At 48.5% G+C, this 26,742-nt stretch carries 26 protein-coding genes and 1 pseudogene; 10 read left to right on the top strand and 17 right to left on the bottom strand.

Features of this window, described 5'->3' with window-relative positions; all coding sequences use genetic code 11:
- Window positions 1–123 precede the first annotated feature (123 nt).
- Window positions 124–2,175 carry a molybdopterin-containing oxidoreductase family protein gene (locus MRBLPE1_RS18830; RefSeq protein WP_364148293.1) on the top strand — a complete coding sequence of 684 codons (2,052 nt, stop codon included), beginning with the start codon at window positions 124–126 and terminating at the stop codon, window positions 2,173–2,175.
- Window positions 2,176–2,249: 74 nt separating this feature from the next.
- Here MRBLPE1_RS18830 and MRBLPE1_RS18835 read toward each other — a convergent pair whose 3' ends face one another.
- The 4 genes from MRBLPE1_RS18835 to aroC all read right to left on the bottom strand — a co-directional run bounded on the left by MRBLPE1_RS18835 (window position 2,250) and on the right by aroC (window position 5,737).
- On the bottom strand, window positions 2,250–2,864 hold the full coding sequence (locus MRBLPE1_RS18835) for an NAD(P)-dependent oxidoreductase (RefSeq protein ID WP_364148295.1): 615 nt from the start codon (window positions 2,862–2,864) through the stop codon (window positions 2,250–2,252).
- A 66-nt stretch (window positions 2,865–2,930) separates the two neighbouring features.
- The gene (locus tag MRBLPE1_RS18840; protein WP_364148298.1) at window positions 2,931–3,458 is read right to left on the bottom strand and encodes a GNAT family N-acetyltransferase; all 528 of its coding nucleotides are present in this window, start codon (window positions 3,456–3,458) and stop codon (window positions 2,931–2,933) included.
- Window positions 3,459–3,594: 136 nt separating this feature from the next.
- On the bottom strand, window positions 3,595–4,572 hold the full coding sequence (locus tag MRBLPE1_RS18845) for a 2-hydroxyacid dehydrogenase (protein ID WP_364148300.1): 978 nt from the start codon (window positions 4,570–4,572) through the stop codon (window positions 3,595–3,597).
- A 109-nt stretch (window positions 4,573–4,681) separates the two neighbouring features.
- Complete coding sequence (gene aroC, locus MRBLPE1_RS18850; RefSeq protein ID WP_364148302.1) at window positions 4,682–5,737, bottom strand: chorismate synthase; 1,056 nt, start codon at window positions 5,735–5,737, stop codon at window positions 4,682–4,684.
- Between the two features lie 116 nt (window positions 5,738–5,853).
- Between aroC and MRBLPE1_RS18855 the strand changes: the two genes are divergently transcribed.
- The 3 genes from MRBLPE1_RS18855 (at window position 5,854) to MRBLPE1_RS18865 (ending at window position 8,172) form a co-directional block, all read left to right on the top strand.
- Window positions 5,854–6,735, top strand: coding sequence for a LysR family transcriptional regulator (locus MRBLPE1_RS18855; RefSeq protein ID WP_364148304.1), 882 nt, complete (start codon window positions 5,854–5,856; stop codon window positions 6,733–6,735).
- Between the two features lie 231 nt (window positions 6,736–6,966).
- The gene (locus MRBLPE1_RS18860) at window positions 6,967–7,863 is read left to right on the top strand and encodes a rhodanese-related sulfurtransferase (protein ID WP_364148306.1); all 897 of its coding nucleotides are present in this window, start codon (window positions 6,967–6,969) and stop codon (window positions 7,861–7,863) included.
- A gap of 162 nt (window positions 7,864–8,025) precedes the next feature.
- A complete protein-coding gene (locus MRBLPE1_RS18865) occupies window positions 8,026–8,172 on the top strand; it encodes a hypothetical protein (protein ID WP_364148308.1) in 147 nt (48 codons plus the stop codon).
- Window positions 8,173–8,254: 82 nt separating this feature from the next.
- Here MRBLPE1_RS18865 and MRBLPE1_RS18870 read toward each other — a convergent pair whose 3' ends face one another.
- The 3 genes from MRBLPE1_RS18870 to MRBLPE1_RS18880 all read right to left on the bottom strand — a co-directional run bounded on the left by MRBLPE1_RS18870 (window position 8,255) and on the right by MRBLPE1_RS18880 (window position 11,242).
- Entirely contained in the window at window positions 8,255–8,782 is a 528-nt protein-coding gene (locus MRBLPE1_RS18870) for a hypothetical protein (protein ID WP_364148310.1), read from the bottom strand.
- A gap of 78 nt (window positions 8,783–8,860) precedes the next feature.
- Window positions 8,861–9,943: a glucosaminidase domain-containing protein gene (locus MRBLPE1_RS18875; RefSeq protein WP_364148313.1), complete on the bottom strand. Its 1,083-nt coding sequence runs from the start codon at window positions 9,941–9,943 to the stop codon at window positions 8,861–8,863.
- 318 nt (window positions 9,944–10,261) lie between these two features.
- Window positions 10,262–11,242, bottom strand: coding sequence for an SDR family oxidoreductase (locus MRBLPE1_RS18880; RefSeq protein ID WP_364148315.1), 981 nt, complete (start codon window positions 11,240–11,242; stop codon window positions 10,262–10,264).
- A 168-nt stretch (window positions 11,243–11,410) separates the two neighbouring features.
- On the opposite strand from MRBLPE1_RS18880, the gene MRBLPE1_RS18885 reads away from it, so the two are divergent.
- From MRBLPE1_RS18885 to MRBLPE1_RS18900, 4 genes are all read left to right on the top strand, one after another.
- Window positions 11,411–11,932 (top strand): PCYCGC motif-containing (lipo)protein, encoded by a 522-nt coding sequence (locus MRBLPE1_RS18885; protein ID WP_364149742.1) that lies wholly within the window; start codon window positions 11,411–11,413, stop codon window positions 11,930–11,932.
- Window positions 11,933–12,215: 283 nt separating this feature from the next.
- Window positions 12,216–12,995: an SDR family NAD(P)-dependent oxidoreductase gene (locus MRBLPE1_RS18890; RefSeq protein WP_364148318.1), complete on the top strand. Its 780-nt coding sequence runs from the start codon at window positions 12,216–12,218 to the stop codon at window positions 12,993–12,995.
- Between the two features lie 21 nt (window positions 12,996–13,016).
- Window positions 13,017–13,802, top strand: coding sequence for an SDR family NAD(P)-dependent oxidoreductase (locus tag MRBLPE1_RS18895; RefSeq protein WP_364148320.1), 786 nt, complete (start codon window positions 13,017–13,019; stop codon window positions 13,800–13,802).
- Between the two features lie 55 nt (window positions 13,803–13,857).
- Window positions 13,858–15,246, top strand: coding sequence for a mandelate racemase/muconate lactonizing enzyme family protein (locus tag MRBLPE1_RS18900; protein ID WP_364148322.1), 1,389 nt, complete (start codon window positions 13,858–13,860; stop codon window positions 15,244–15,246).
- 131 nt (window positions 15,247–15,377) lie between these two features.
- Here the strand turns inward: MRBLPE1_RS18900 and MRBLPE1_RS18905 are convergent, their stop codons facing one another.
- The 8 genes and pseudogenes from MRBLPE1_RS18905 to MRBLPE1_RS18940 all read right to left on the bottom strand — a co-directional run bounded on the left by MRBLPE1_RS18905 (window position 15,378) and on the right by MRBLPE1_RS18940 (window position 22,034).
- Window positions 15,378–15,734, bottom strand: a complete 357-nt coding sequence (locus MRBLPE1_RS18905; RefSeq protein ID WP_364148324.1) for a DUF6463 family protein — start codon at window positions 15,732–15,734, stop codon at window positions 15,378–15,380.
- 33 nt (window positions 15,735–15,767) lie between these two features.
- Complete coding sequence (locus tag MRBLPE1_RS18910; RefSeq protein WP_364148327.1) at window positions 15,768–16,004, bottom strand: hypothetical protein; 237 nt, start codon at window positions 16,002–16,004, stop codon at window positions 15,768–15,770.
- Window positions 16,005–16,027: 23 nt separating this feature from the next.
- Window positions 16,028–17,197 (bottom strand): annotated as a pseudogene (locus MRBLPE1_RS18915) (ArsA family ATPase).
- Window positions 17,198–17,250: 53 nt separating this feature from the next.
- Window positions 17,251–17,727 carry a MarR family winged helix-turn-helix transcriptional regulator gene (locus MRBLPE1_RS18920; protein ID WP_364148329.1) on the bottom strand — a complete coding sequence of 159 codons (477 nt, stop codon included), beginning with the start codon at window positions 17,725–17,727 and terminating at the stop codon, window positions 17,251–17,253.
- Window positions 17,728–17,924: 197 nt separating this feature from the next.
- Window positions 17,925–18,923 (bottom strand): mannonate dehydratase, encoded by a 999-nt coding sequence (locus tag MRBLPE1_RS18925; RefSeq protein WP_364148332.1) that lies wholly within the window; start codon window positions 18,921–18,923, stop codon window positions 17,925–17,927.
- 22 nt (window positions 18,924–18,945) lie between these two features.
- Complete coding sequence (locus MRBLPE1_RS18930) at window positions 18,946–20,286, bottom strand: ABC transporter substrate-binding protein (protein ID WP_364148335.1); 1,341 nt, start codon at window positions 20,284–20,286, stop codon at window positions 18,946–18,948.
- Window positions 20,287–20,325: 39 nt separating this feature from the next.
- Window positions 20,326–21,156, bottom strand: a complete 831-nt coding sequence (locus MRBLPE1_RS18935) for a carbohydrate ABC transporter permease (protein ID WP_364148337.1) — start codon at window positions 21,154–21,156, stop codon at window positions 20,326–20,328.
- The gene (locus MRBLPE1_RS18940; RefSeq protein ID WP_364149744.1) at window positions 21,153–22,034 is read right to left on the bottom strand and encodes a carbohydrate ABC transporter permease; all 882 of its coding nucleotides are present in this window, start codon (window positions 22,032–22,034) and stop codon (window positions 21,153–21,155) included. Before MRBLPE1_RS18940 ends, MRBLPE1_RS18935 begins: the two co-directional genes overlap by 4 nt.
- Window positions 22,035–22,345: 311 nt before the next feature.
- Between MRBLPE1_RS18940 and MRBLPE1_RS18945 the strand changes: the two genes are divergently transcribed.
- The gene (locus MRBLPE1_RS18945) at window positions 22,346–23,251 is read left to right on the top strand and encodes an RraA family protein (protein WP_364148340.1); all 906 of its coding nucleotides are present in this window, start codon (window positions 22,346–22,348) and stop codon (window positions 23,249–23,251) included.
- 62 nt (window positions 23,252–23,313) lie between these two features.
- On the opposite strand, the gene MRBLPE1_RS18950 is transcribed toward MRBLPE1_RS18945, so the two are convergent.
- Window positions 23,314–24,483, bottom strand: a complete 1,170-nt coding sequence (locus MRBLPE1_RS18950; protein ID WP_364148343.1) for a helix-turn-helix domain-containing protein — start codon at window positions 24,481–24,483, stop codon at window positions 23,314–23,316.
- Window positions 24,484–24,528: 45 nt separating this feature from the next.
- Window positions 24,529–25,176 carry a GntR family transcriptional regulator gene (locus MRBLPE1_RS18955; RefSeq protein WP_364148346.1) on the bottom strand — a complete coding sequence of 216 codons (648 nt, stop codon included), beginning with the start codon at window positions 25,174–25,176 and terminating at the stop codon, window positions 24,529–24,531.
- A gap of 355 nt (window positions 25,177–25,531) precedes the next feature.
- Here MRBLPE1_RS18955 and MRBLPE1_RS18960 point away from each other — a divergent pair, with 355 nt between their 5' ends.
- On the top strand, window positions 25,532–26,719 hold the full coding sequence (locus MRBLPE1_RS18960) for an ROK family protein (protein WP_364148349.1): 1,188 nt from the start codon (window positions 25,532–25,534) through the stop codon (window positions 26,717–26,719).
- The last annotated feature ends 23 nt before the right edge of the window (window positions 26,720–26,742 follow it).

Genomic DNA, 26,742 nt, shown 5'->3' on the forward strand with positions numbered 1-26,742 from the left:
GATGGAAAATAAAAAGCGGCATGTTTATTCCCTCGCCGTTTGAGTTAACTATGCCTCAGCGGAAATGGATTATGCTATGATAGGAAAACAGATCTTAGGTTGCTGGATGGAGTGAAAATGAGAATGAACAAAACAATTTCAGATGGAACGGTTCGTTCCGTTTGTCCCTTTGATTGCCCAGATACCTGTGGGCTCAGCGTCACGCTCGAGGATGGAAAAATAACGAAAATTACCGGCGATGCATCGCATCCGGTTACGCGCGGTGCCATATGCAATAAGGTTAGGCATTTGAATGAACGCGTATATCATCCGGAGCGGCTGCTTTATCCGATGCGCCGCGTCGGCCCCAAAGGCTCGCTTGATTTTGAGCGAATAACATGGGAAGAAGCTTATGGGGAAATAACCGCTCGCATGGAAAAAATCATTTTGGAGCATGGCGCGCAAGCGATTTTACCTTACAGCTTTTATGGAAATATGGGCGTTCTCAATGCTGAAGGCATGGACAGGCGGTTCTTTCACCGTTTAGGCGCGAGTCAGCTCGACCGCACGATTTGCAATGCAGCCGGTGCTGCCGGTTACGCTTATACAATGGGTGCTTCCATGGGCATCGATCCCGAGGATACGGTTCATACGAAGCTGTTCCTGATTTGGGGCTGCAACTTAGTATCTACGAATATGCACCAAACGATGCTGGCATCCGAAGCGAGAAAAAACGGTGCCGTCATCATCCATATTGATGTTCACCGCAACCGCACCTCGGCTTGGGCAGATCGGTTCATCCATCTCCGGCCTGGCACGGATGCTGCGCTTGCTCTTGGCATGATGCATGTGATTATTCGCGACGGACTCGCAGATCAGTCTTTCCTAAACCAGCATGCGATAGGCTTCGATGACCTTGCTGCCCAAGCATCCGAATATACGCCTGAATATGCAGAATCTATTACCGGCGTGCCTGCAGCCGAAATTGAGGAGCTTGCCCGCTTGTACGGTACGGCATCCCCTTCCTTTATTCGTATCGGAAACGGGCTGCAGCATCATGACAATGGCGGTATGACCGTTCGGACAATCGCATGCTTGCCCGCGTTAACCGGCCAATGGGGGATCCGCGGAGGCGGCGCAATGAAAGGAAACGGTTGGTATTCACGGCTTAATGCCCGGAAAATCGAACGTCCAGACCTAATGCCTGATCCGAATGTTCGCACAGTCAGCATGAATCAGCTTGGCGATGCCCTGCTCGATCCTTCAAATCCGGTTAAGATGCTGTTTGTCTATAACAGTAACCCCGCAGTCGTGGCGCCTGATCAGAATCGGGTCCGCGATGGCCTATCACGTTATGACCTTTTTACCGTCACGCATGATTTGTTTCTAACCGATACATGTAAGTATTCGGATATCGTGCTGCCGGCAACGTCGCATTTTGAAAACTTAGATCTGTACACTTCCTATTGGCATCTGTACTTACAGCTTCACGAGCCGATCATGGAGACGATGGGTGAATGCAAATCCAATTTCACCTTGTTTAAGGAGCTGGCATTGCGATTAGGTTTTGAGCGTGAAATCTTTGATATATCCGAGGAACAAATGATTCGCGAAGCGCTGGATAGCGATAATAACCCGCTCTTAAGTGGGATCACGTTCGAGGCGCTTAAGGAAAACTCGTGGATGAAAGCCGGCGGCAGCCAACTTCCTTCGGTTACCGCGATGATACCGACTCCTTCCGGTAAAATTGAGCTTTATTCGGAGAAAATGCGCGAGCTCGGCTTCTCCCCCGTGCCGGTCCATACGCCGCTTCGGGAGCCGGAGAAATATCCGTTCTTGCTCATGACGGGTCCGAATCACAGCTTTATTAATTCGACCTTTGCCAATCAAGAGCGGCTGCAGAAGCTCGAGAAAGAACCGCTGCTTCATATGCAGCTCGATGATGCCGCGGCGCTTGGCTTTCAAGACGGAGAGCGCGTGAAGGTTCGAAATGACCGCGGCGAAGTGGAAATTACGCTGCGTGTTGGCCGCGATGTGCTGCCCGGCGTACTGGTGACGCAAGGCTTATGGTGGGATGATCCAAGCAATGGCCGCCAAGCGGTCAATGCGCTCACTCCGCAGCGTCTCGCAGACATGGGCGGCGGCGCAACCTTCTTCTCTAATCGCGTGGAGGTCGTGAAGCTGTATAAAGGATAAAATACTGTAAGCAAAAAAACCTGGAAACCGCTCTTGCAGCGGTATCCAGGTTCTTTTAATCGATCGGCTGCTCATTAGTAGGCAATGCCTACCCGCTTCCTGATATGCAAGCCATTCAAATAGGCCGTCACGGCAAATTCTGCCGTATCGGCAAAAGAAATAGCTGAGCCGCCGGTTGGCAATACGTTCTCCCGGACGCGATATTCGCCTCTTCTGTCTTCATGAACGAGTCTTGTTGGACATATGATCGTCCAGTCAAGCTCCGATTGCAAAAGCTGCTCATACACCCGCTCATGCTCTTTGGCAGCTTCGTGATGTATCCGTTTATTTTCGATGGATTGATATCTATATAAATGCGGCTCCAGCTCACTTTGCAGAATGCCAGCCGTACCGATCGTGACGAGCCTCTTGATCTGATGCTGCTTCATGGCGGCAATGATGCTGCCCATTCCGCTAACAAGGGTGCCGTTTCCTTCTGTGTTCAATGCACTAATGACGGCGGTTGCACCAGCCATCGCTTCGATTACATCCTCTAGATTGCGTATATCACCCAAAAAGCTTCCTTGCCGCATTTGCTCTTCAGAGCGAACGAACCGTTTGAAGCTAACCTCTTTCTCTTCCAAGCCGCGTTCGATTAATTGTCCCGTCTTGCCTGTTGATCCGACCAGCAGCAGTTTGATTGAAACCATTCCCCTTTTCAATATGATTTAAAGAAGAGCCCTCACGTTAACGAAGGGCCCTTCCCTATACAAAATTTATTTAGCCTGTTCGAGCTGGAGACTATGGTACAGAGAAGGATTTACGATTTTTCGCAATAAATGCATCGGTCCATCCCCGTTATCGAAATCGAAGACATGGAGTTTCTCATACCCTCTCCGTTCATACATGGGCAGCAGCCAAGGATGCTTCTCGGCGGTTGCCAGCGTGACGGCCGCAGCGCCAAGCTTCTCCTTGATAATGCTTTGCTCGACCCAATTCAGCAGCTTATGCCCAAGGCCAACGCCCTGGTAAGCCGGATCCACCGCAAACCATTTGATGAACGGCAATTCGGTAACCGCTTTTACCTCATCGCCTTTGGATAAAGTTACGGTGGCTGCGATTTCCCCGTTCAGCTCCAGCACATAACATTCATTGCTTAAAATATTATCTTGAATCAAAGCCAAATCCGCATGGGCAGCCGGCCAGTGAAGCTCCAGCTCTCTGATCGTAACATAAGCTTCGAAAATAACATGCAGAAGCCTTCCTGCGTCCTCAAGTTTAGCCAGCCGATAAATCTCGCTCATCTCTACCACCTCTGCGCAGAATGAAGTTTTTAATTCCGATAAAATGAATAGGAATTAATTTTATTTCACTTTAACATCCCGGTCAGACCATGGCTAATAGAAATATATTATAGCGTCATAAAGAAGTTGTATCGGTTCAAGTAAATGACTGCAGCTCCGGTACGATATGGGCAGGGGTTTGTCCGGTTATTGCATCTACCAGATTTTGCGCGGCTAGCATAGCCATATCAAACCTAGTAGCCTTTGTCGCCGATCCGATGTGTGGCAGCGTCAGCACGTTATCCATTTTTAGAAAAGGATGATCTGCAGGTATCGGCTCAATTTCGTAAACATCAAGTCCGGCCGCAGATATCGTTCCCGATTGCAGCGCTTCGATCAAGGCTTCTTCGTCAACCGTCTGGCCGCGCGAAATATTAATGAAGATCGAAGATGGCTTAATGAGCCGGAATTGCTCCCTTCCGATCAGCTTCGTCGTTTCCGGCGTTAGTGGCGCCAGCATGACGACAAAATCCGATTCTTTGAGCAGTTCATTGAGTTCAAGGTAACGGACGCCAAGAAGGGATTCCGCTTCAGGCTTTCGGCTTCGGTTGTAATACGAAACTTCCATTTCAAAACCAAATCTCGCCCGGCGTGCAACGGCTTCTCCGATCCTGCCCATTCCAATGATGCCCAGCTTCGCGTGATGTACGTCTTGTCCGAACCAATTATTCCCTGCGCCCGACATCCATTTGCCTTCTTTTACATACCGGTCCAGCTCAGCTACGCGTCTTGCCGTTCCCAAAATGAGCGCAAATGCAAGATCGGCGACGGTATTGTTCAAAACATGAGGAGTATGCGTTCCAATAATGCCGCGCCGCCTCATCGCATCGATATCAAAATGATTGTAGCCTACGCTAATGGTGCTTACCGCTTTTAGCTGAGGAGCATGCGTTAACAGCTCAGCATCTACTCTGGATCCTGCTGTCAATAATCCGTCCGCGTTGGCAAGCTTCGCCAGCAGAAGCTCCCGGGGAATCGGGTTTGTCCCTTCCCACTTGTCGACAACGCAATGCTCGGCAATCCTCGCTTCTACCTCGCTCGGGACGGTGCGGTCGATAAAAACAGTTGGTTTCATTACCATTCTCCTCTCGGCCTTAGTCAGTATAAGCATAGCACAGTAGATAAATCGCGTGAGCGGTTTTTAACCAAGATAATGGAAGAATAATTACGTCTTCCCTATGAATCTAAGCATGCATTGCGGCTTGCCGTTTTATTAAGTCCTCGACGACGATGCAAGCCATGGCCTCAACGACAGGAATGATCCGGGGACAGATACAAGGATCATGTCTTCCGATGGTCTCGATCATTTTCTCTTGTCCGTGAATATCGATCGTATGCTGCGGCAAAGAGATGGACGAGGTTGGTTTCACGGCTATCCGGAATACGATTTCTTCGCCCGTGCTGATACCGCCAATAATTCCGCCTGCATGGTTAGTAAGAAAACCGTCAGGACTCATTTCATCGTTATGCTCGCTTCCGAGCATCTCTGCCGCAGCGAAGCCTGCGCCGAATTCAATCCCTTTTACAGCTCCAATCGAGAGCATCGCCTTCGCAAGCTCAGCATCGAGCTTATCGAATACAGGCTCGCCAATTCCAGGAAGGACACCACGAATCCGGCATTCCACGATGCCTCCGCAGCTGTCTCCAACGGCAGCTAAATTCTCGATTTTCTCTATCATCCGAACGGCTGCTTCCGGATCGCAAGCCCTAACCGCGTTTTGTTCAATGGCATCCTCAACGAAGGTTTTGCATTTGATTCCCCCGATTTCCTTCGTATAAGCAACGACGCTGATCCCTTTATTCTCAAGCAGCTTGCGCGCAACCGCTCCGCCGGCGACTCGTCCCGCCGTTTCCCTGCCGGATGCCCGCCCGCTTCCGCGGTGATCCCGGATGCCGTATTTTTGCAAGTAGGTGTAATCGGCATGCCCTGGACGGAAAGAATATTGGATATCGCTATAAGCATCGGGCCTCATATCTTTGTTATGCAGCATTATAAAAAGCGGCGTTCCCGTTGTTTTCCCTTCAAACATACCCGAAAGTATGCTGATTACGTCATATTCCTTGCGCGGCGATGTAACGGAGGATTGCCCCGGCTTGCGGCGATCCATTTGGGTTTGGATATAACGCTCATCCAATTCGACGCCTGGCGTGACGCCATCCACAATGACGCCTACCGCTTCGCCATGAGATTCACCGAAGGTTGTTATTTTAAAGCTTTCGCCATACGTGCTTCCTGCCATGAGTCGTTCCTCCCGATTGAATGCTTTGACGCATTCGTTATGTTTCCATTATAATTTTGAATGTGAAATAAATGAAATTTAAATATAATAGGACTGCCATAGAGAGAGGTTATGTCATGTTATTGAATATGGAGTGGTATCGCATATTTTTGCATACCGCCAAGCTCGGGAATTTGACAAAAGCTGCTCAGGAGCTGCATATTACGCAGCCTTCCGTCAGCTATGCCATAAAGCAATTGGAAGCTCAGCTGGAGGTGAAGCTGTTCGACCGGCTCTCCAAGGGAGTGAAGCTGACGCCGGAGGGCGCTGCCGTACTCGAATACGTTGAGAAATCGTTTGCGATCCTGCAGCTCGGCGAAACCAAATTGCAAGCGCTCAAAAATCTGACTGCTGGGGAGCTGCGTATCGGAGCTAGCGGTCCGGTCATTAAGCATTTGCTTCTGCCTCTGCTTGATACTTTTCATGCGGAATATCCCGCTATACGGATAAGGCTATTGCAAGGGAAAACAGCGGACATCCGCGCGAAGCTGAAGGCTGGACAAATCGAAATCGGTTTAATCCATTTGCCGTTTAGCGACCAAGAGCTGGTTGTGCAGCACTTAACCGATATACAGGATTGCTTTATTGTGGGGCCTGCGTATCGTCATTTATCCGAGACTGCGATGACCGCCAACGAGTTAACTCAGATTCCGCTTCTGCTGCTCTCCGAAGGAAGCAGTACAAGAATGTTCGTCGATCAGTGGTTTACATCGCAGGGCATAACGGCAGATGCGGACATGGAACTCAGCAGCATGGATATGCTGGTCGAGCTTGCTATGCGCGGTTATGGAGCGGCATTCGTTACCCAAACCTTCATCCGGCAAGAGCTTGATGAACAGAAATTATACCAATTAATGCTAAGTGAACGGATACCGCCACGGTCTGTGGGCTATGCTATTCGTCGGGACTCCACTCCGTCCATCATTGCCAAGCGTTTTATTGAACTGCTCCAAACATGACGAAGAGCCTCTCCGTTTCCAGAGAGGCTCTTTGTAGGTTTGGCTGCATATGGAATTAATATGCACGCTCCTATTGCATTAGAGGAATAACGTCGCTCTTAACGCTTTTTATGGCATGAATCGCCCAATTTTATAGGTTATCAAGATTCGAAAGGGTTTATGTTGATAATATACAGAGGTTCAACTATAATATAGTATGCTTTTATTTGTTTCCGGAAAGGAAAGACTACGATGAGCGAAGTGAAACCCTATCGAATTTTATTGTATTATAAATTTGTAGCAGTACCCGATGCGGAGCAATTTGCGGCCGAGCATCTTGCATATTGTAAGGAATTAAACGTGAAGGGCCGTATCCTTATTGCCGACGAAGGCATTAACGGGACGCTTTCGGGCACGGTTGAGCAAACCGAGCAGTATATGGAGCATTTGCGCGCGAACCCGCTCTTTTCCGATATTGTGTTTAAAATTGACGAGGCTGACGAGCATGCCTTCAAAAAGATCTTTGTCCGTTATAAGAAAGAGCTGGTTACGCTGCGTTACGATAAGCCTCTTGATCCGAATACGTTAAGCGGCACCCGTCTCTCTCCGAAAGAGTTCCATGATTATCTGCTAAGAGAAGATGTTATCGTACTTGATGGACGAAGCGATTATGAATACGATCTCGGCCATTTCCGCAACGCGATCCGGCCTGATCTCGAGACGTTTAAGGAATTTCCGGAGTGGCTTCGCGAGAATATGGCTGATTTCAAAGACAAGCCTATTCTTACCTATTGCACAGGCGGCATTCGCTGCGAGAAGCTTACAGGCGTGATGCTCAGCGAAGGCTTCAGCGACGTTTATCAGCTGGAAGGCGGCATTGTTACCTACGGTAAAGACGAGGAAGTACAAGGCAAGCTGTTCGATGGAAAATGTTATGTATTCGATGAGCGGACTTCCGTTGTCATTAACCAAACCGATGAAGCCGTAGTCGTTGGCAAATGCCATCACTGCAATGAACCCGCAGACACTTATATCAACTGCGCGGATGATTCCTGCCATCTTCAGCATATCGTTTGCACGGACTGCCAGGAAACCAAGCATGGCTTCTGCTCTACCGCTTGCGAAGAGCATGTAGTCGGCGCAAAATAAGCAGCAACTCAATAAAGAGGCCGGGCTTCAGCATGAAGCCCGACCTCTTTTTTATTTTTCCTTTATCTGCGTTTCCTATCTAATTAAGATTAATTCAATGGAACATGGATAACCTAATCATGCCTTAGTAAACTAGGCAATACAGGTAATGGAGGTTATACGATGGCAAAGCACAAAAACCAGTCGATTCCGAGTAAAAATCAAGCTTTTGAAGCAAACTCGAAGGAAGCAGAAAACAATTTGGCGGCTTCAACGAACGAGAACCGTAATCAAAAAGGGCATATCCCTAACAGTCCCTCAACAGGCTAGCAAGCAGCAGACCGGCATCATAAAAAGAGCTGTACGTGAAGGTATCTTCACGTACAGCTCTTTTTCGCAGGGAATCCATCGACTATTTTTGAATAACGGATTCCCATCGGTGTTTATATTCAAGGAGCCTTGGATGCAATCGATCCGGCTCTTCCGTCAGCAATAATCTAATTTTAACGATCCATTCTTCAAAGGAAGAGTAAGAGGCAAACAGATTAGCCATCTCTCCCGTCAGCAGCAAAAACAAAGGTTTAGGGTAGGTTTCGGTTAAATGCCTTAACGCGGAATCGATCGGCGTGTATTTTTTGCGTTTGATTTCAAGCCTTTCAACAATTACGTTCTCTTCTCCGCGGTCCCTCTTCCATTCATGCAGACGATCTTCCCGCTTATAAAAGGGACTAACCTCTTCCTTGGTCATTCGTTTCAAGCTCTGCTCATGCAGAGGATAAAGCACAAGCTTGCGAAAGGAACGCTCCTTCGTAATATAAGCGGCCAAATCAAGCTCCCGTTCCGTTGTATGCTCGAAGGAATCATAATACACGATCGTTCCCTTCAGCTCATCTACTGGCGGCTCATAGCCGAACGGCATCTTTTGAACGGTTTCACTCATCTATGTCACCCTCCTACACATCGTAATCTTCAGCTGCTTAGGAGTTGAAAATAACATATTTGAAACAAAAATGCCATGTTAGAGCTTCCTGTAATCGCTTTTCATTATATTTTTCACCAAGCTGGACCATTTTGAATTGGCGGGGCAATATTTTCGGGCAACCTTTTCTATGGTCGTGAGCCCTTTGCCGACGTAATTTTTGGAGAGAAGCTGTCCGAATTTTCGTACGCTGTCTCCTTTCGTTTTGAAGCTGAACGCCTTGTTGTACTTATCCCCGTCTATCGCATTCAAGCCAAACAAATTATTTTTGCTTTTGGCTAATCGGCTTTTGCCGTTTCCGCTTTCGAGCTTCATGACTGCGATTGTAAAATAGGCATTAATCCCGTATTCTTCCTCGATTTCGAGGATAGCTTGTTCCAAATCATGTCCGGATAACGCTGTGCCTTCAAATATTTTGGCGATATGCGCTTCGGTCAAGCCGGAATCGGACTTCACAACGGATGTCGGAGCGCTTAGCTCTTCCTCTATGGCCTTTTCGGGCTTTTCTTCTATGGTTTCGGATTGCTGCGCGATCTTTGCGCGGCCATCATTGATTTCAATTGTAGGTTGACGGTTGGTCGTATCCGGGAAGGATAATACTGAAACTTCATTTTTCACTTTTTTGGCGTAACCGCCGTGAATGTAACCACCGCCCTGCACCTCGAGCCAGCCGTTGTCTGTTTTTGAAGCAATTTCTAAACGCGTCCCCTGTTTCACTACTTTGAGGATTGCCGTTTTCGCGCTTGGTCCTTTACGGACGTTTAAATAATAGGCGGAAACTTCATATGTATTTACGGGCTTTTCTTGAATGGCGGGCTCTTCTTCAATGGGAATTTCGGGTTCGGGAAGGTTGGTTGAAGGCTGTTCGGCTATTGTCGCCGCAGCTTCGGCAAGCGTAGAAATCGGTGAGGGTGTCGCCGTTATGACTGGAGATGAAACAGGCTCTTGCGCTTGCGTTGTGAGGACAATCCCGGCAGAAGCTTGTTCTGCTGGCTTTTGCTGCTCTGCAGCCGTATGGACTTGCGTGTCGTTATTTATAGGTTGGACGTACATGCCTAATGTAATGACTAAAGATAAAACAAGCAGGTAAACAAAAAAATGCTGATTCAACTTTTTTCGCATGATTATACCTCTCCCTTAAGTTAATGAAGTATACCTGTTACGATAGAAGTTAGATAACGAGAATAGCAGGCATCGGGTTAAAGTGGACGGTCTGTGATGAGTATATGTCGCTGTTTCCATCAAAAGACGAGTTTTTATCCTTCTTTTCTTCCAAAAGGCAATTATGAGAAAAAATTTAATTATAGCTTTCATGCTTGCAATCTCGTTTTGGCGTGTAAAAGCAAGCACAAAAAGGCTCTAATTCCCTAGAGAATAAGAGCCTTTTTCAGCTATTTTCATTCGAATTCAGACTTATTTTTTAAAACCTGCCGCGTGGGCCTAGATGATACGGTCCATTTGATCATTCCATGCTTGATCCTCGGTACAGCGTTCCGGATGGGCTTCAAACCAAGCTACCGTGCGCTTGATGCCTTCCGCAAATGATAAAGCTGCGTCAAAGTCAGGCACTAAGCCTTTAATTTTGCTGTTATCGAACACGCTCGTTACGGATTTGTCGCCCAGCAAGCCGCCTTCAAGCTCCGGATCATGAGAAATCAGGAAAGGCGTGGAGATATGAACAAGCTTCGGCTCTGCGCCGGCAGCCGCCCCGATCGCTTCGTAGATTTGATTCCAGGTTAACACCTCATCGGAGGTGATATGATACGCCTCGCCAATCGCTTCCTCTCTGCCTAACAAGCCAACGAAACCTTTGGCAAAATCGGTATTATGCGTCATCGTCCAAAGCGACGAGCCGTCTCCATGCACGATAACGGGACGGCCGGCACGAATTCTCGCAATAAGCGACCACGGATGCTGCCAGCTATTCAGCGCCGCAGGAATCATCGTATCGCCATAGGTAAAGGAAGGCCGAACGATCGTGACCGGGAAACCCGTGGCTGCTTGTTCATCAAACAAAAGCTGCTCGCAAGCAATTTTATCGCGGGAATACTGCCAATATTTATTTTCGAGCGGCGTCGCATCCTCCGTAATAATATAATGCTTGGGCGGTTTCTGGTAGGCCGATGCCGAGCTGATAAAAATATATTGCTTCGTCTTGCCGCGGAACAGCTCGATGTCAACGCTGACATGCTCAGGCGTAAAAGCGATCCAGTCGACCACCACGTCGAATTGCTCGTTTTCGAGCGCTGCCGCAGCATCCTGAGGATTTCGGATATCCCCTTTGATAACATGCGCGCCTTCGGGAACGAATCCATCGCGGTTGCCTCTATTAAACAGATATAAGTCGATCCCTCGTGAAATAGCTAGCTTAGATACGGCTTCGCTGATTAATCCGGTTCCTCCAATAAACAATACCTTCATCGTTAATCGCTCCCTTTGTCATGCAGCATTTAGTACGATAAAATGGAAAAGTTGCAGAATTGAAGTTAGCAATCGCCCATTAATAGTATCATATGCACAAATTTTTTTGTATTTCAAAATGCTATAATAAACCATTGATAGAAAAAGGAGTGTCCCTACTTGAAACGAATGGCTGTAACTACCCTTTATTCGGTGCTGCTTTCCTCCATGCTGCTCAGCGCCTGCGGCAGCAGCTCGGACGCCGGCCAACAAGCCGCAAACGCAAACAAAGCAAGCAGCGCCAATCACGACCATAGCCAGCATACGGCATCCGGAGATTTGCAAGAGACGACGGCTTCCCTCGAAATTTTGCCTGTTTTTTTGGAGGGCGCCTCCAAAGACATACGGACCGCTTATCAAACGGCAGCGACGGTAGCCGACGTTTTGCCCTATATCCCCTGCTATTGCGGATGCGGCGAAAGCGCCGGCCACAAGAACAATCTGAATTGCTTCATCGCAGAGCTGAAGGATGACGGATCCGTTGTCTGGGACGATCATGGCACGCGCTGCGGCGTATGCCTTGAAATAGCCGTAACCTCGGCAGCAATGAAAGCCGCGGGAATCGAGACCTCGCGAATTCGCCAAATCATTGATGAAACCTACAAGGAAGGTTATGCCAAGCCGACGCTTACACAGCTTCCGCCTGCATAATAATCCATGATCTTTAACAGAAAAAACGGGCTGTCCGGCATATGAATCTTCATGTCCGACTGCCCGCTATTATTTTACATCAGCCTTAGCTGTCCCCTTCAATGTTCCTCCGCTCTCTTCCTGCTAGAGTTGGGAACATTCTCTAGCCTTCCCGAACCTCATGTATTGCAAAAAAACAAACGAAATCATAACTTTACGGCATCGCCACGTTAGGGGCAAACTCACTAAGATAAAGCTACAAGGCCTATCATTCTTTTTACGTCTGCTTTGATGGAGGGGATCTATGCATTTGCAAAAAAAGGTTGTCTTTCTTACGGATGCGGACAGCGCCAGCGGCCGCGCGATCATCAGGCGATTGACCGCAAGCGGTGCCCAGTTTATTCTGAATAGTTATTCGGGCGGCTCGGACCTCGCTGCGGAATTACTGCTGGTCCAGGAAGCGGGTTCGCAGGCGATCGTTGTCAATATTGACCTTTGCAAAAGTGCTGAAGTGACCGACATGCTTCAATTCGCTGCTCAGCAATTGGGTCCGGTAGACGTGCTCATCCACAACAATAAAGCGGTTTATCCATGCACCATTGAGGCTGGCGAGGAAGAAATTTTCGCGCAAAGCCTTGCCGTGAATGCCAAATCCGCATTTATTTGCACGCAGGCCGCCGGAAAACAAATGAAGGAGAAGCAGTCGGGAAAAATCATCTACGTCTCTTCGATTCATGCCGAGAAACCGACGGGCTCTGCCTTTACCTACAGCATTGCGAAAGGCGCGGTTAAAATGCTTTCAAAAGAGGCCTCGCTCGTATTAGGCCGCTTCGGTATCAGCGTGAACACCATTGAGCTTGGCCCGATCGAAGGCGATGATAAGCTTTTTGAAAGCACGATCTCCACGCTTTACCATGATTACGAATACAAGGTTCCCAATGCCGTTTTAGGCTCAAACGAAGACCTGGCAGAGCTGGTATTATTTCTCGCATCGGAGGAGTCGAACTATATTAACGGCTCTGATATTCGACTCGACGGCGGGTTTTTGCTCCATTATATGAACTTCAAAATGAAACGACCTTAACCGCCGGTATGGAGGTGTAGCATGAGTATTGCAGGTAAAATCGCATTAGTTACCGGAGCCGGAACGGGAATCGGCAAGGGGGTAGCCATCGAGCTTGCCAGGCGCGGCGTATCGGTTGCCATCCACTACAATCAAAGCGATGCCGGCGCGCTGCACACGAAGCAATGCATTGATGAGCAAGGCGGCGCCGCATTCCTTGTCCAAGCGAATGTCGCGCATAAACTAGAAATTGAACGAATGGTCAACAGCGTCGCGGAGCATTACGGCGGCATTGACATCTTAGTCAATAATGCGGCTCTTCAGCTGAATTATGATTTTTTTGACTATGATGAAAATTCGTTCGATCGTTTGATGAACATAAACTTAAAGGGCTATTGGCAGTGTATCCAGGCCGTTATTCCCTATATGAAGCAGAAGCAGTCCGGCCGAATTATCAATATGTCCTCCGTTCATAGTAAGCGGCCTACCGATTTCGACGTCGTTTATTCCATGACGAAAGGCGGCATACGCATGCTGGGCCGGGAAAGTGCAATCGAGCTTGCCCAATACGGAATTACCGTCAATACCATCGAGCCCGGAGCGGTGGATGTCGGCAAACAAAGCGCGAGGGAATCCAAACCGATCGTGTCCGCTGACGATATGGAAAGGCATAAAAAAACGTCCCGGTCTATCCGCGACAAATTTCCGCTTGGTCGAGTCGGAAGACCGCTGGACGTTGCGCAGCTTGTTTGCTTCATCGCTTCGGATGAGAGCGAATTCATGACCGGAGCGGCGATCCGGCTGGATGGCGGGAGCATGCTGCTTTAATGCACCCCGCTGCCCTTGTAATACCCATTCTAATAAAACCAAGGAGTGACCTTTTGTGTCCAATAACCCATCCTATGAAGAAACACTAGCCCATGTCAACACCTTCTCAAGCCCTGCTTCGCTGCGCATTACCGATATTCGCTTCACCGATATTGTTGGCGGTCCGTTTCACAGCAGCTTGATAAAAGTGTATACCAATCAGGGCTTAGTGGGATTCGGCGAGGTGCGTGACGGTGCCGATAAGGTATACGCGCAAATCCTAAAAGGACGTTTATTAGGTGAAAATCCTTGCAACATCGATAAGATCTTCCGCCGCATCAAGCAGTTTGGCGGCCACGCCCGTCAAGGCGGCGGTGTCAGCGGCCTTGAAATCGCCATGTGGGACTTGGCAGGCAAGGCTTACGGAATTCCCGTCTACCAAATGCTCGGCGGGAAATTCCGCGAGAAAATCCGTATGTATTGCGATACGGAGGTTGTAGGCAAGGATACGGGTACGGCCATGGGATTAGCGCTGAAGAAACGTATGGAGCAGGGTTTCTCCTTCTTGAAAATGGATTTAGGCATCGGCCAAATCATTAATGAGCCCGGTACGCTCAGCGCGCCGGTCGGCTTCATCGATGAAATGCGCAATGCTTCGAAAAACCGGTACAGCAACAATCACGATACGCTCACGGATGAAGAAATTCGCGATATCCGCAACCAGCATTACGACATTCACAATATCCCCCACCCTTTCACGGCGATTCATGTGACGGAAAAAGGACTGGATATGCTTGAGCAGTATGTGGCTGACGTACGTGCGGTCATCGGCTATGAAGTCCCTCTTGCGGTAGACCATTTTGGCCATATCGGACTTGAGGATTGCATAAAGCTTGGACGACGCGTTGATAAGTTCAATCTGGCTTGGATGGAGGATATGCTCCCTTGGCAATATACCGACCAGTATGCCAAGCTTGCGCGAGCCGTTGCCACTCCGATCTGTACAGGCGAGGATATCTATCTGAAGGAAAATTTCCGTCCGCTGCTGCAAGCTGGCGGCGTATCGGTTATTCACCCTGACGTTCTAACGACCGGCGGCATATTGGAAACGAAGAAGATTGGCGATATGGCGCAGGAATACGGCGTAGCCATGGCCATCCATATGGCAGAGAGCCCGATTGCCTGCCTGGCTGCCGCGCATGTTGCAGCCGCAACGGAGAACTTCCTCGCGCTTGAATATCATTCCTGCGAGGTGCCTTGGTGGGATGATATCATTATCAGCAGCAAGCTTCCGAAGAACCTCGTTCAGAATGGCTTTATTCATATGAGCGACGCGCCTGGGCTAGGCATCGATGATCTGAACGATGAGGTGCTTGCTCAGCATCTGCATCCGAAAATTCCAGGCCTGTGGGAGCCCACCGACAACTGGAACCACTACCACTCCAACGACCGGCTGTGGAGCTAGCCATTGCTGGCGCCAGCGCTTGAAAAATGATGCTTTTGTAAAAAGGTAGAAATGAAAAACGACAGCCGTGGACGCGAGTATCAGTCCTTGGCTGCCGTTTTTTAATGACAAACGATTCTTTTTTGCCCGTCTTATTTTTTGATGATTAAGTAAGCTTGCGGGATACCCAGCCAAAATCCGGATACCGGCATTAGAATCACACCGGCCACGCAGATGGCTAGGAAACACCAACCGACTGAACTAGGCAGCTCAAGCCCTTTCGTCTTAACCACCCACCCGATAAGTAATGCCGATAAAACCATGAAAAGACCGCTGAACAGAAACCAGATTACCGCTGCTCTTGGATAATCCTGCCCCACCGCATTAAAAATGCCTGCGTTCACAATCTCTTTTAATGGATTCCAGAATACAATAAACCCCACAATAATATGCAAATAACCAGTCAATCCAAGCAATAAACCGCTTTGTCTTTTTAGCCCTGTGACCATATGGCACTCCTCCATAATCGTATTAGAGCTTGCTTAGTCACTAATCTGTACTTTGCGTGTTTCTTGCCCCTGCCCGTCATTAGCTGTTTTTTCCGTTTCTTCGATTACTTCGACCGCGCTTTCGATTATACCCTGCACGCCAAGTAAAGCCTCTTTACACGAAGCAAGCAAATGCTGGCGTGCTCCATGCTTTTTCATCTGATCATCGAACCGCGCGATAGTATCACTCATCTTGATCAGCCTTTCGGCAAACCTATTGATTTCGCTCAACGCAGCCTCCTCCTTTGCTTTTCTTACTTATTCATCGCAAAACGGACAGACAGCTTTCCTTCGGAAAATTTAGCGCCTTCAACCGTGGATCCCAGCAATGCCCTAGGCAAAATAACCTTACGTTTATAAGAACCGACATGGAGCGTTAATTCTTCTCCCTTTTGCGTTAGGTCAATGGCCTGCTTATCCACGAAAGGAATATCCACGTAGAGATGATAAGCATCATCGACTTTACGGATTTCTTCGGTTCGCCCAACATACATGATTTGCATCGGATCGTTATTTTCAAATAAATGTTCGCCGACTTGGTCCAGCATCTGCAATCCATACACTTCAGACGTCATGAGAGGTACGCGCAAAATAGGAAGCGGGCTGAAATTCTCCATAATTTCTTCTTCGTAGCGGCGATGTAGCTGATGCCATTGCGCTAAATATCCTTCAGACGCTTCATCCGGCAATATTCGATTGACAATTATCGCGTCCGTATGGAAGCCGAACAAATTTAGGTAAGTAAAGGAACGCTTAGCCTCGGAGATTACCATTTTCTCGGGATTTAGCACAATACGCACGGATGTCATAGCCGGATCCAGCAGCAAGCCCTGCATTTCGCTCATGTCGTTGACCAAGGAAGCGATGCTGTCCAATACGTCTTCACTCGGCAGCTCGTAGCCGGTAAATACCTTGGTAACCGGTCTTAATACTTTGACCAGCCGGCGTTCATGCGGAAAGATTTTCTCCATCCACCATTCCAGCACATTCGGATAACTAAGCAGCCGCAGCGTTTCACCCGTGGGTGCGCAATCGACTATGAGCGCGTCAAATTGATCGCTTTGGGCATGCCGTTTAATTTGCAATAAGCTGAACAGCTCTTCCATGCCTGGAAAAACAATCATTTCATCTGTCGTAATATCCCTTAGATTGGCTTTGTCCATTAGCTTAGCCAGTCAGGCCTGCACCACTCCCCAATTCCGTTCACATTCACGCAAGCTATTTACTTCCTGCCCCCACAAAAACTCCGATATTTGAACCGGATCCGGACCTAGCGCTACGCCGAAGGCGTCTGCCAAGCTATGTGCCGCATCCGTGCTCAAAATGAGCGTTCGTTTGCCTTGTTTAGCCATTTTCACGGCTGTAGCCGCCGCGATACTGGTCTTGCCGACGCCGCCTTTTCCTGTATAAATGATAATTCTCATCGTCCACGCCCTCTCATTTAGTACGATTTCGTATTAATTTATTAAAAAAAAGCTTAGTCATCGATACGAATACGTTTGACGCTGCTTTCCTTTACATCTTTTCCTTGGATTTCGCTATTTTTAAATGCTTTCATAATCTTAAACACGAGCGATAGGAACTGCTCCATCTCTTCGGCCGTTAACGCTTGTTCCACACGGTGTAGGTTGACATCCATGATTTTGCGCGCTTCAGCGGCAACCTTTTTTCCTTCTTCCGTCATGCGAACCAACGTAATGCGCTGATCCTTCATGGAACTGAAGCGTTCAATATACCCTTTTTTCTCCAAACGCTTGGCGATACTGGTCATCGAGCTAAGCGGCGCTCCCAGCTCAGCCGACAGCTCCGACATCGCTAGTTCACTGCGGAACGATAAGATAAGCAGCGTGGTCAGCTCAGAGCGGTTCAAATTCCGTTCCAGCGTGGCCGTTTCAGAGAAAAAAGAAAAGGGACGCAAACCTGTTTTGAGGAGGATGTCGTAAAGCTGCTGCATAAAAAAGCTCCTTTTAGTACGAAAGTGAAGTATTATGGCTTTATATTATTACGATATCGTAGTAAAGTCAATAACCTTTTGGAGCCATAAAAAAGCATCTTCTATTCCGCGTGCAGCGCGGATAGAAGATGCTCTTCTTTTCTGCCGTAAATTCAGCTGGTACATATCTCTCGTTCAAAAGCTCTTACTGCAGCTTCTTATACGCTAATGCTTGCCACGGCGCCTGATGCTGCTTTAGCTGCGGAAGCCGCTTCCATTAAGCCGCGAATATAACCGATGCCGTATAACCGCCCCAGCAGCTCGTAACCCGGATTCGTGTTGTCCTCGCCTTCCATGGTCGGCACATGATCCGGTCTCGCCGGGCCGTTAAACCCGACTTCGTAATACGTATGCATGGACTCGAGCATATTCGTTTTACCGTCATCATGAAACGTTTCCTCGAACTTTTCCGGCGTTCCTTTGACATCCCGGAAATGAACGAAAAATAACTTATCTTGTTTGGCAAACTGGCGGATCACGCTCGGAATGTCATCGCCTGCCGTAGCTAAAGTGCCTTGGCATAACGTAATTCCGTTATAGTCGCTGGGAACTAAATCGATCGCCTGTTGAAGGGCAGCGCTGCTGGTCAAAATTCGCGATACGCCTCGGATAGGCGTGATTGGAGGATCATCGGGATGAAGCGCGAGCTTCACCTTCGCTTTCTCCGCTACGGGTACGATGCGCTCCATAAAATATTGGAGGTTTTCCCACAGCTGCTCCTCGCTCACCAGCCCTGCATCCGTCAAAGGAGCATCCTTCATTAAGCTGTGATCATAGCTGGATACAAGCGCTCCGCCGCGCGTACGCGTCGTTGTCGATGTCCGGAACCAATTAAACTGCGCCATAAAGTTATAACAGAGAACAGGAATGCCTGCTGCGCCCATATTGGTTATGAATTGCTGGAACACTTCTATCTCTGCGTCGCGCCCTGCTGTTCCGAGTTTGATCTCGTTGCTTGGCGGCATCGACTCAATGACGGTTAGCGCAAGGCCGGAATCGGCATACCGCTGCTTCATACGGATTAGCGGCATGAGATCCCATGGTTTTTCCAGCTTCTCCTCCCAAGGCAAACCTCCGACAGCATGGTCTACGCCAAGCTGCTTTGCCAATTGCCAGAGACGGTTAGGCTGTGACGAGAAAAATTCTGCTAATTGCATGCTTCAAGCACCTCTTTCTTTATTATTGGCCGCCCGCTTTAGCTGCCAGCTCTTTGCCCATCTTATCAATCTTATTGAACGCATCCTCAATGGATTGTTGTCCGAACGTAACGGCCTCCATTTCCTTCCTGTACGCATCCACCCACTCGGAGAATCCTGCAGCCGGCGGATAGAAAGGCAATGCCTTGTCTAGCGATAAATCATAGATTTCCTTGCCAAGCTTATCTTTGGCTTCAAGCGTCGGCTCAAGGTCCTTGTATACATCCGGATTAATCGGAATACCGCGTGTTAAGCCAAGCGCCTGTCCGGCTTCTTTATCCGAAATGAACCATTTGACGAATTTTTTCGCTTCATCCTTGTTTTTGGAGTTCGCGCTCACGCTTAAGAAAATTGTAGATTGCGCCCAGCCGCCGCCGGATGGTCCGACAGGCAGGTTCACAACGCCTACTTTACCAGGCATCAGCTGCTCCAAGGCGCTGACGGAGCCCGTTGTCGCGCCGCGGGTCATGACGACGCCGGATGCCATCGGATCGGCCTGCGGATCGTTTTCAAGGAAGGCGGCTGCTTTGTCGGCTGGCGGAACGATTTTGGCTTTGCGGAATTCCTCATACGTTTGGTAGAAGGTCATAAATAAATCCTTGTCGAGCGTGAAGGTTTTGCCGCCGTCGGACATAACCGGCGGTTTGCCCATCGAAGTCTGGTAATAGTTAAAGCTATCCCATGTCGTCGTATCTCCGATTGGATATTTTCCTTCCGGCAGCTTAGCTCTAGCATCTCTCGCCCATTGGAAAAACTCATCATAGGTCCAGTCCTTATGCGGGAGCGGAATGCCGTATTGCTCCAGCTCGGTTTTATTGAAGGCGATGCCTTGCGCGTTTTGGCTAAGCGGAATACCATACAGCTTTCCGTCGATTTGTAAATTCGAGATCACGTTCGGGTCTACAATGCCGCTTAGATCAATATCAGAGAGATCCTCTAATTGACCGCGCGATACGTATTCTTGAAGGTAAGCCGCATCCATTTGCAAAACATCCGTAATGGACTTAGACGCAGCAAGCGTCGGAAGCTTTTGCCAGAAGGCATCCCATGCCATGAATTCCGGCTTAAACGTTACGTTTGCGTTTTGTTTCGTATAGATATCAAGCGCTTTTTTCGTTGCCTCGTGACGCGCATCGGGCCCCCACCACATGATGCTTAAAGTAGTCGCCCCGCCGGCATCCCCTTTATTATCCGGTGCTTCCGTTGCGTTCGTGCCTTCGTTCGTATTGCCGTTATTGCTGCCACCCCCGCCGCTGCAAGCTGATAATACCATGATCAGAACCAGCATCAGTAACCCAAAGCTCTTTGACCAACCTTTGACCATTCCCATACATCCCCTTTATCTGGTTAAAATGAGTTGCCATTAGCCTTTTAAGCCGGTCGTCGCGATTCCTTCGACAAAATGCTTCTGGGCAAGGAAAAAGATGATAACCGAAGGAAAGATCGACACCAGGGACATCGCAAGGAGCTGACCCCATTGGATGTCGAATTGATCAATGAACATCCGCAGCGCCAAGCCTACGGTAAACTTATCGACGGAGCTTAAGTACAGAACTTGGGCGAAGAAATCATCCCAGCTCCAGATGAATGTAAAGATAGCGACCGTAACCAGCGCCGGCTTCAGCAATGGCAGGACAATGCGCCAAAAAATACCATACACGCTTGCCCCGTCAATCGTTGCAGCCTCATCGAGATCCTTCGGAATGCCGCGGATGAATTGCACGAGCAGGAAGATAAAGAATGCGCCTCCCCCGAAAAAATGCGGCAGCACCAGCGGAACGTAACTATCGACAAACCCCAGCTTGTTAAACAAAATGTACTGGGGAACGACCGTTACTTGTCCCGGAAGCATCATCGTAAGCAGCAGGATCGAGAACCACATGCCGCGCAGCTTGAAATTCAACCTCCCGAACCCATAGGCGACAATGGCTGCCGTGGCAACCCCTCCAAGCACATTTCCAAGCTCCATGAGCAGCGTATTGCCAAAGAAATGAGCAAATGTATATTCGGCTGAGAAATGCCAGCCATCCCAATAGTTGCTCCACATCGGCGTCGACGGCCAAAGCGTCGGCAGGCTGAGTTCCTCCGTTTTTTTAAGCGAGGCCCCTGCCCACCAAATCACGGGATACAGCATCAGAAAGGAGAAAACGGTTAAATAGACATGGCTCGAAAGCTTAGAGCGCAGCGAATTCATTTTGTTTTCCCCCCGTCCGATTCGTAAAAGACCCAATATTTGGATGCCATAAAGTTAATGATCGTAAGGATCGCGACTATCGTTAGCAAAACCCAAGCCAATGCCGACGCGTATCCCATCTGGTAATGCTTGAATGCCTTCTCGTAAAGAAACATCGCATACATATACGTAGAGTTGATCGGCCCGCCTTTGGTGATGATGAAAGCGGATGTAAACGTCTGGAAGGAACCGATGATGCCGAGCACTAAGTTGAAAAACATGACCGGCGACAGCATCGGCAGCGTGATGCTGATGAATTTCCTTACTTTTCCCGCGCCGTCAACGGATGCCGATTCATACAGCTCTTGCGGCACCTGCTTTAAGCCGGCCAGGAAAATAACCATCGTCGAACCGAATTGCCAAGTATTGAGCAATATCAAGGTCCCGAGCGATGTATCCGGATTGGAAATCCATCCGACGCCTTCGATTCCGAACCAAGCGAGCACTTGATTGATATAGCCGTCGATGCCGAACATATTACGCCAAAGAGCGGCTACCGCAATGCTCCCGCCTATTAAGGACGGAAAATAAATCGCTGTGCGGTAAATATTCATGCCTCTCATGTTTTTGTTGAGGGCTAACGCAACCATTAGCGAGAAAAACAGCTTAAGCGGAACTGAGAACAGCACGAACATAAAGGTGACGCTAAGCGATTTCGTAAAGGTGGCATCGCTCGTAAATATTTTCGAATAGTTGTCCGTACCCGTCCAAACGGGATCCTCCAGTAAAGAATATTCAGTGAAGGACAAATAAAACGATTGTGCGATTGGCCAAAGCGTCAGCAGCAAGAAGCCTATCAGCCATGGGGAGATAAAAACGTATCCCGCTAAATGATGCATCCCCTTATCTTTGCGCTTTGGCTTTGCAAGTCTGCTTACTCGTTCTATATGATTAGCTCTCTCCGTTTTCACTCCGATCATCTCCTCCCCTTTCATAGATAATGTTCTCTAACTTTATACGAAAGCGGTTACAGGGTTGAAGGGGAGGAATTTATGAATTCGTTTGATTTTATATAGTGTGAAAAATTCATAGATTGACGAAAAAAGCCTTAAGAAAGTCGCATCGACAAAAACTTGAATGTCCCTAACAATAGACTTAGGAAGCAAGCCACACCAGCCTTCACCATACTATTGCGAGAGAGGTGCTCATTATGAAATTTGATAATCCGGAAGATATGATTCAGCTTACGCCGCTTTGGGAGGGTGAACGTTTTCCTAATGGACGCCCGAAGGTATCCGAGGATGTCCTTCGCCGTATGCGGAAAATTACGTTGGAGGAAGCCTGGGGACCGCTCTGGAACAGAGGGTATGCCTTTCAATTCGAGGGTGATTTCAAAATCGTACATCCTAATAACGTGATGGTTGGCCGTGCCGTTACAGCCGTGATGGTGCCGAAGCGGCCCGACCTGCATGAAACCTTGCTCAAGCATGGCCATGAGCAGGAGGATCGCAAGGGCTTCTTCAATCAGTGGGTCATCGATGCCTTGGTTGAGGATGACGTAGCCGTCGTGGACATGTTCGACAAAGTTCATCTCGGCACATACGTTGGCGGAAATTTGTCGACGGCGATCTCGACACGGACCAAACGCGGCGGAGCCGTCATCTGGGGCGGCATTCGCGATAATCAGCAAATCGTTGAAATTGATAATATCAACGTCTTCTATCGCGGCAGCGATCCGACCGCCATCGCAGACGTGACAATGGTTGGCATGAACGTGCCAACGCGCATCGGCAAAGCGATCTGCATGCCTGGCGACGTAGTGCTGGGCACGCCGTCAGGCGTGATTTTCATCCCTCCTCATCTAGCCGAGCTGACGGTTGTGCAAGCAGAGAAATCACAGGTGCGCGATGTGTTCGGGTTCGTCCGTCTACGCGACAGCGTCTATTCGACCGCGCAAATCGATGCAGCCTGGGATGTGTCGCTCTGGACTGATTTCTTGAACTGGTTCGAAAATGATGCAGCGGCAGCGGAATACCGTCATCTTACATGGGATTCGGAGCTTGCGGATGCACAAAAAGCGGAACGGAACGGCCCGCAGAGCGATGTTCGCCTCTAACTGGAAACCAAAAAAGGACTCCGGCAGGCAGCGTTATTGCCGAAAGAGTCCTTTTTTTCTCTTTATTTTCCGACTGATTCCCGGTATTCGCTCGGCGACAACCCAACCTTCTTCTTGAAAATTTGGCTAAAATAGCGCGGATCCTGATAGCCGACCTTTTCCGCAACCTCGTAGTTTTTGAAATGCGTGCTCTTCAGCATATCCTTTGCTTTATCGATACGAATATCGGTCAAATGCTCGATAAACGTCTTGCCCGTATTCGTTTTGAATAACAGGCTTAAGTAAGTTGGCGTCATGTACACCTTTTGGGCAACGCTTTGAAGCGACGCGAATTGGCATTCCTGCTCCATGTGGTGAATCGTTTTTTTGATAATGCTGCGATGGGTCTCTTTCTGGCTGTGAGACAGCACGTCCTTTAATCCGATGAGAAAATGAATGACATAGTGCTTAATTTCTTCCAGCGTTTCCAGCTTGACGATGGACATAACGTCGAATCGTTCATAGGCGATGACATTCTCCGTTTCAGTAAGCACTCTCTTCTCGATCCCGACCAAAAGCCTAACCGTCAGATCGTAAACGATTTGCGTATCCAGCGGTCCCTTATGCAGCAGCTCGCCATAAAACAGCTGCACGCATTGAACGATTTCCTCCGACGTTTCAGCCGATTTATAAGCGTCATACAGCTCCTTCTCTTTATCAGAAGGATACTGCTGCAGCGATTCGTAGCGTCCGAGCTCGCTGTAACAAATAATCGTGCCCGTTCCCCGGTAAAATTTATGCCGAAGCGCTCGTGATGCTTGCTTGTAGGAATGAACGATGTCGTACAGGTGGCTGCAGGGTTTTCCTACGCCAATGTTGATCGGCTGCAGGAACTGCTCCTTTAACATGACCTGAATCTTTTGAATCTGTTCTTTGGATACCCAGGAAAAGAGAAGGCCGACCCTTCCCTCTTCATCCACGAATACAACGCTGCCATCCGATATATTTTTCTGCAAGTAGTCCCTCATTTGCTCCAGGTACAAAATCTTCTCATGCTCATCATCAAAATGAGCGGTCGGCTCAAGCAAAGCCATAGCCGGAAAAGTGTAATAAGGATTTAATTGCAGCCGAGATAAACTATCCTTTAAATCTGATTTCACGGCACCGGTATCCGACACCAAATTGCGAAAAAACCGGTCTCTCATCCATGTAAGAATGACATCTTCTTTAAATAATAATCCCTCGCTCAGCATACTCCACTACCCCTTTTGTAAGGTTGACTTGCGAGATGCATGACACTAATTGAGATGAATCATTTTATAGGAATGCATGTGCTCGATAAACGTTTGCTCCGCTAAGACCGTGTCGCCGGATCGCAGCACCTCTACAAGCCGTAGGTGCCAATCGGCAAGTTCATCGGTTGAATAATGACGATTAGAGATCGCCATAAAACGCATAACCTTGATCCGCATCCGGTTCCAAAGCTCAAGGATCATATGATTATCGCAGCGTCTATAGAAGAAGCCATGGAACTCCATATCGAGCTCTAATATGTTTAAGATATCGTTTTGTTCATGTGCAAGGTCCATTTTGTGAATGATGTCTTCTAAGTAAAGGAAATCCTCCTCGATTAAATGTTCCATGGATCTCCGAACGGCAAAACCTTCGATAATTTCACGAAGCTCGAAAATATCCCTGATTTCTTTGGAGGTTATATTTGAGACGACGGAGCCTTTGTTGGGAATTCCGGTAATGAAACCAGCCGACTTCAATCGTTCCAGCGCCTCTCGAACCGGTGCTTGGCTAATATTGAACTTTTTAGCGATTTCAAGCACGAGCAGTCGCGCACCTGGCTGCAGGTCTCCAGCTAGAATTTCTTTCTTCAATGCGGTATACACATGCTCGCTGATCGAGTTTACTGGTGAAATAGGTACGTTTCCATACATGCACTCACATCTCCGTTTCATATTATCGATTATCGATAATACAGATCAAAAAAAGAAAGCGTTCCCATATCCGATGAAAAAAAGAGATTCGTCACTTTAACCTCCTTCACTCACAGATTATCGATAATTTGCTTATAGGCTAATTATAGAACTTCTTTTCTTCCATAACAACCGAATACTTTGTCGAATCCTGATAAGTTATGTATTCTTTTCTATGCCTCCCGTTCATTCCATCCGCCTTTAGTCCGTAGTTCCATTAAAAATATCGGGACTGTCTAGTCACGCATCCTTCCAGAGCATATAATAGAGATTGATTTATATCCGATATAATTACTTGGACAATTGGAGAACAATAATGAATATGAAACATCCAACCATAAAAAAACAAGTTTTTGATTTTATTATCCGAAATGGCTTAGTCTCCAAAGCCGCGTTAATGGACCGGCTAACTGTTACAAGCACCAGCCTATCGAGACTGCTGGAGGAATTGCTGACGGACGGCCTCATCCTGGCATCCGAATTGGGACGTTCTACCGGAGGGCGAAAACCGATTCTATATCGCGTAAATCCGGAACACCGCGCAGTGTTTGGTTTGGAAATATCCCGATTCTCCTCCTCGATCGGCTTATACGACCTAAATCTAAAGCCGCTGGCTTTCGAGCGTTGGAAGATGGACGAACGAATGACGCCGGAGACATTGCTAACCAAGATTACGAAGCTGGCCGAGCGCATGCTGAGCGATTGCGAGATCGAACGAAAAAAAGTAATTGGAATCGGAATCGGTGCGGTTGGGCCATTAAGCCGCGAAGACGGAATTATGCTGAAACCGCGTTATTTTCCGGCGGAGGGCTGGAGCAATGTGCCCATTTGCGAATGGCTCGAACAGCGTCTCGGATTGCCGGCCCTGCTCGATAACGGCGCTAACACGGCTATCATCGGTGAGCACTGGGCGCTTCGCAATGAAGAAGTAAAGCATATGCTCTATGTCCATGCCGGCGTCGGTCTCCGAACCTCGATGATGTCAGGAGGCCAAATCGTCAGAGGCGCCGTTGACATGGAGGGCTCCTTTGGACAGATGATCATCCAGACGGATGGACCGAGGCTTGGGGACGAGGGGAATTACGGAGCACTCGAAGCGCTTGTATCCATCCCTGCGCTGGAGAAGCAGATACGTTCCCAGCTGAAGCTCGGCCGGGTCAGCTCGCTTTCAGGCATTCCGCCGGAGGAAATTCAATTCGATGCCTTGCAGAAGGCTTATCGGCTGAAGGATTCCTTCATAACGGAACAGTTTCTGCAAACAGCCACCTACCTAGGGATCGGCATTGCCAATCTCATTAATATTTTGCACCCGGAGGCTGTTATCCTCGGCGGTCCGCTCGTTAACGTACATAAAAGCATTTATGAAACGGTCATACAGGTTGCGCGCAGCAATATTTATTACTCCCCGCAGTACGAGCCTAAATTTACGCAAGGTCAGCTGACCGAAGATGCCGTAACAGCCGGCGCAGCAATTATGCTGCTCCAAGAATGGGAGCTAAGCTAGAAAACCGTTAATATGATGGCGAA

Origin of the sequence: Paenibacillus sp. LPE1-1-1.1 (genome assembly GCF_040676435.1) — a bacterium.
Classification (GTDB): Bacteria; Bacillota; Bacilli; order Paenibacillales; family Paenibacillaceae; genus Pristimantibacillus.

Bases quoted from the DNA above. Each gene is read 5' to 3' on its own strand.
- MRBLPE1_RS18830 (WP_364148293.1), top strand. From the start codon at position 124: ATGAACAAAACAATTTCAGATGGAACGGTTCGTTCCGTTTGTCCCTTT.
- MRBLPE1_RS18835 (WP_364148295.1), bottom strand. From the start codon at position 2,864: ATGGTTTCAATCAAACTGCTGCTGGTCGGATCAACAGGCAAGACGGGA.
- MRBLPE1_RS18840 (WP_364148298.1), bottom strand. From the start codon at position 3,458: ATGAGCGAGATTTATCGGCTGGCTAAACTTGAGGACGCAGGAAGGCTT.
- MRBLPE1_RS18845 (WP_364148300.1), bottom strand. From the start codon at position 4,572: ATGAAACCAACTGTTTTTATCGACCGCACCGTCCCGAGCGAGGTAGAA.
- aroC (WP_364148302.1), bottom strand. From the start codon at position 5,737: ATGGCAGGAAGCACGTATGGCGAAAGCTTTAAAATAACAACCTTCGGT.
- MRBLPE1_RS18855 (WP_364148304.1), top strand. From the start codon at position 5,854: ATGTTATTGAATATGGAGTGGTATCGCATATTTTTGCATACCGCCAAG.
- MRBLPE1_RS18860 (WP_364148306.1), top strand. From the start codon at position 6,967: ATGAGCGAAGTGAAACCCTATCGAATTTTATTGTATTATAAATTTGTA.
- MRBLPE1_RS18865 (WP_364148308.1), top strand. From the start codon at position 8,026: ATGGCAAAGCACAAAAACCAGTCGATTCCGAGTAAAAATCAAGCTTTT.
- MRBLPE1_RS18870 (WP_364148310.1), bottom strand. From the start codon at position 8,782: ATGAGTGAAACCGTTCAAAAGATGCCGTTCGGCTATGAGCCGCCAGTA.
- MRBLPE1_RS18875 (WP_364148313.1), bottom strand. From the start codon at position 9,943: ATGCGAAAAAAGTTGAATCAGCATTTTTTTGTTTACCTGCTTGTTTTA.
- MRBLPE1_RS18880 (WP_364148315.1), bottom strand. From the start codon at position 11,242: ATGAAGGTATTGTTTATTGGAGGAACCGGATTAATCAGCGAAGCCGTA.
- MRBLPE1_RS18885 (WP_364149742.1), top strand. From the start codon at position 11,411: ATGGCTGTAACTACCCTTTATTCGGTGCTGCTTTCCTCCATGCTGCTC.
- MRBLPE1_RS18890 (WP_364148318.1), top strand. From the start codon at position 12,216: ATGCATTTGCAAAAAAAGGTTGTCTTTCTTACGGATGCGGACAGCGCC.
- MRBLPE1_RS18895 (WP_364148320.1), top strand. From the start codon at position 13,017: ATGAGTATTGCAGGTAAAATCGCATTAGTTACCGGAGCCGGAACGGGA.
- MRBLPE1_RS18905 (WP_364148324.1), bottom strand. From the start codon at position 15,734: ATGGTCACAGGGCTAAAAAGACAAAGCGGTTTATTGCTTGGATTGACT.
- MRBLPE1_RS18920 (WP_364148329.1), bottom strand. From the start codon at position 17,727: ATGCAGCAGCTTTACGACATCCTCCTCAAAACAGGTTTGCGTCCCTTT.
- MRBLPE1_RS18925 (WP_364148332.1), bottom strand. From the start codon at position 18,923: ATGCAATTAGCAGAATTTTTCTCGTCACAGCCTAACCGTCTCTGGCAA.
- MRBLPE1_RS18930 (WP_364148335.1), bottom strand. From the start codon at position 20,286: ATGGTCAAAGGTTGGTCAAAGAGCTTTGGGTTACTGATGCTGGTTCTG.
- MRBLPE1_RS18935 (WP_364148337.1), bottom strand. From the start codon at position 21,156: ATGAATTCGCTGCGCTCTAAGCTTTCGAGCCATGTCTATTTAACCGTT.
- MRBLPE1_RS18940 (WP_364149744.1), bottom strand. From the start codon at position 22,034: ATGCATCATTTAGCGGGATACGTTTTTATCTCCCCATGGCTGATAGGC.
- MRBLPE1_RS18945 (WP_364148340.1), top strand. From the start codon at position 22,346: ATGAAATTTGATAATCCGGAAGATATGATTCAGCTTACGCCGCTTTGG.
- MRBLPE1_RS18950 (WP_364148343.1), bottom strand. From the start codon at position 24,483: ATGCTGAGCGAGGGATTATTATTTAAAGAAGATGTCATTCTTACATGG.
- MRBLPE1_RS18955 (WP_364148346.1), bottom strand. From the start codon at position 25,176: ATGTATGGAAACGTACCTATTTCACCAGTAAACTCGATCAGCGAGCAT.
- MRBLPE1_RS18960 (WP_364148349.1), top strand. From the start codon at position 25,532: ATGAATATGAAACATCCAACCATAAAAAAACAAGTTTTTGATTTTATT.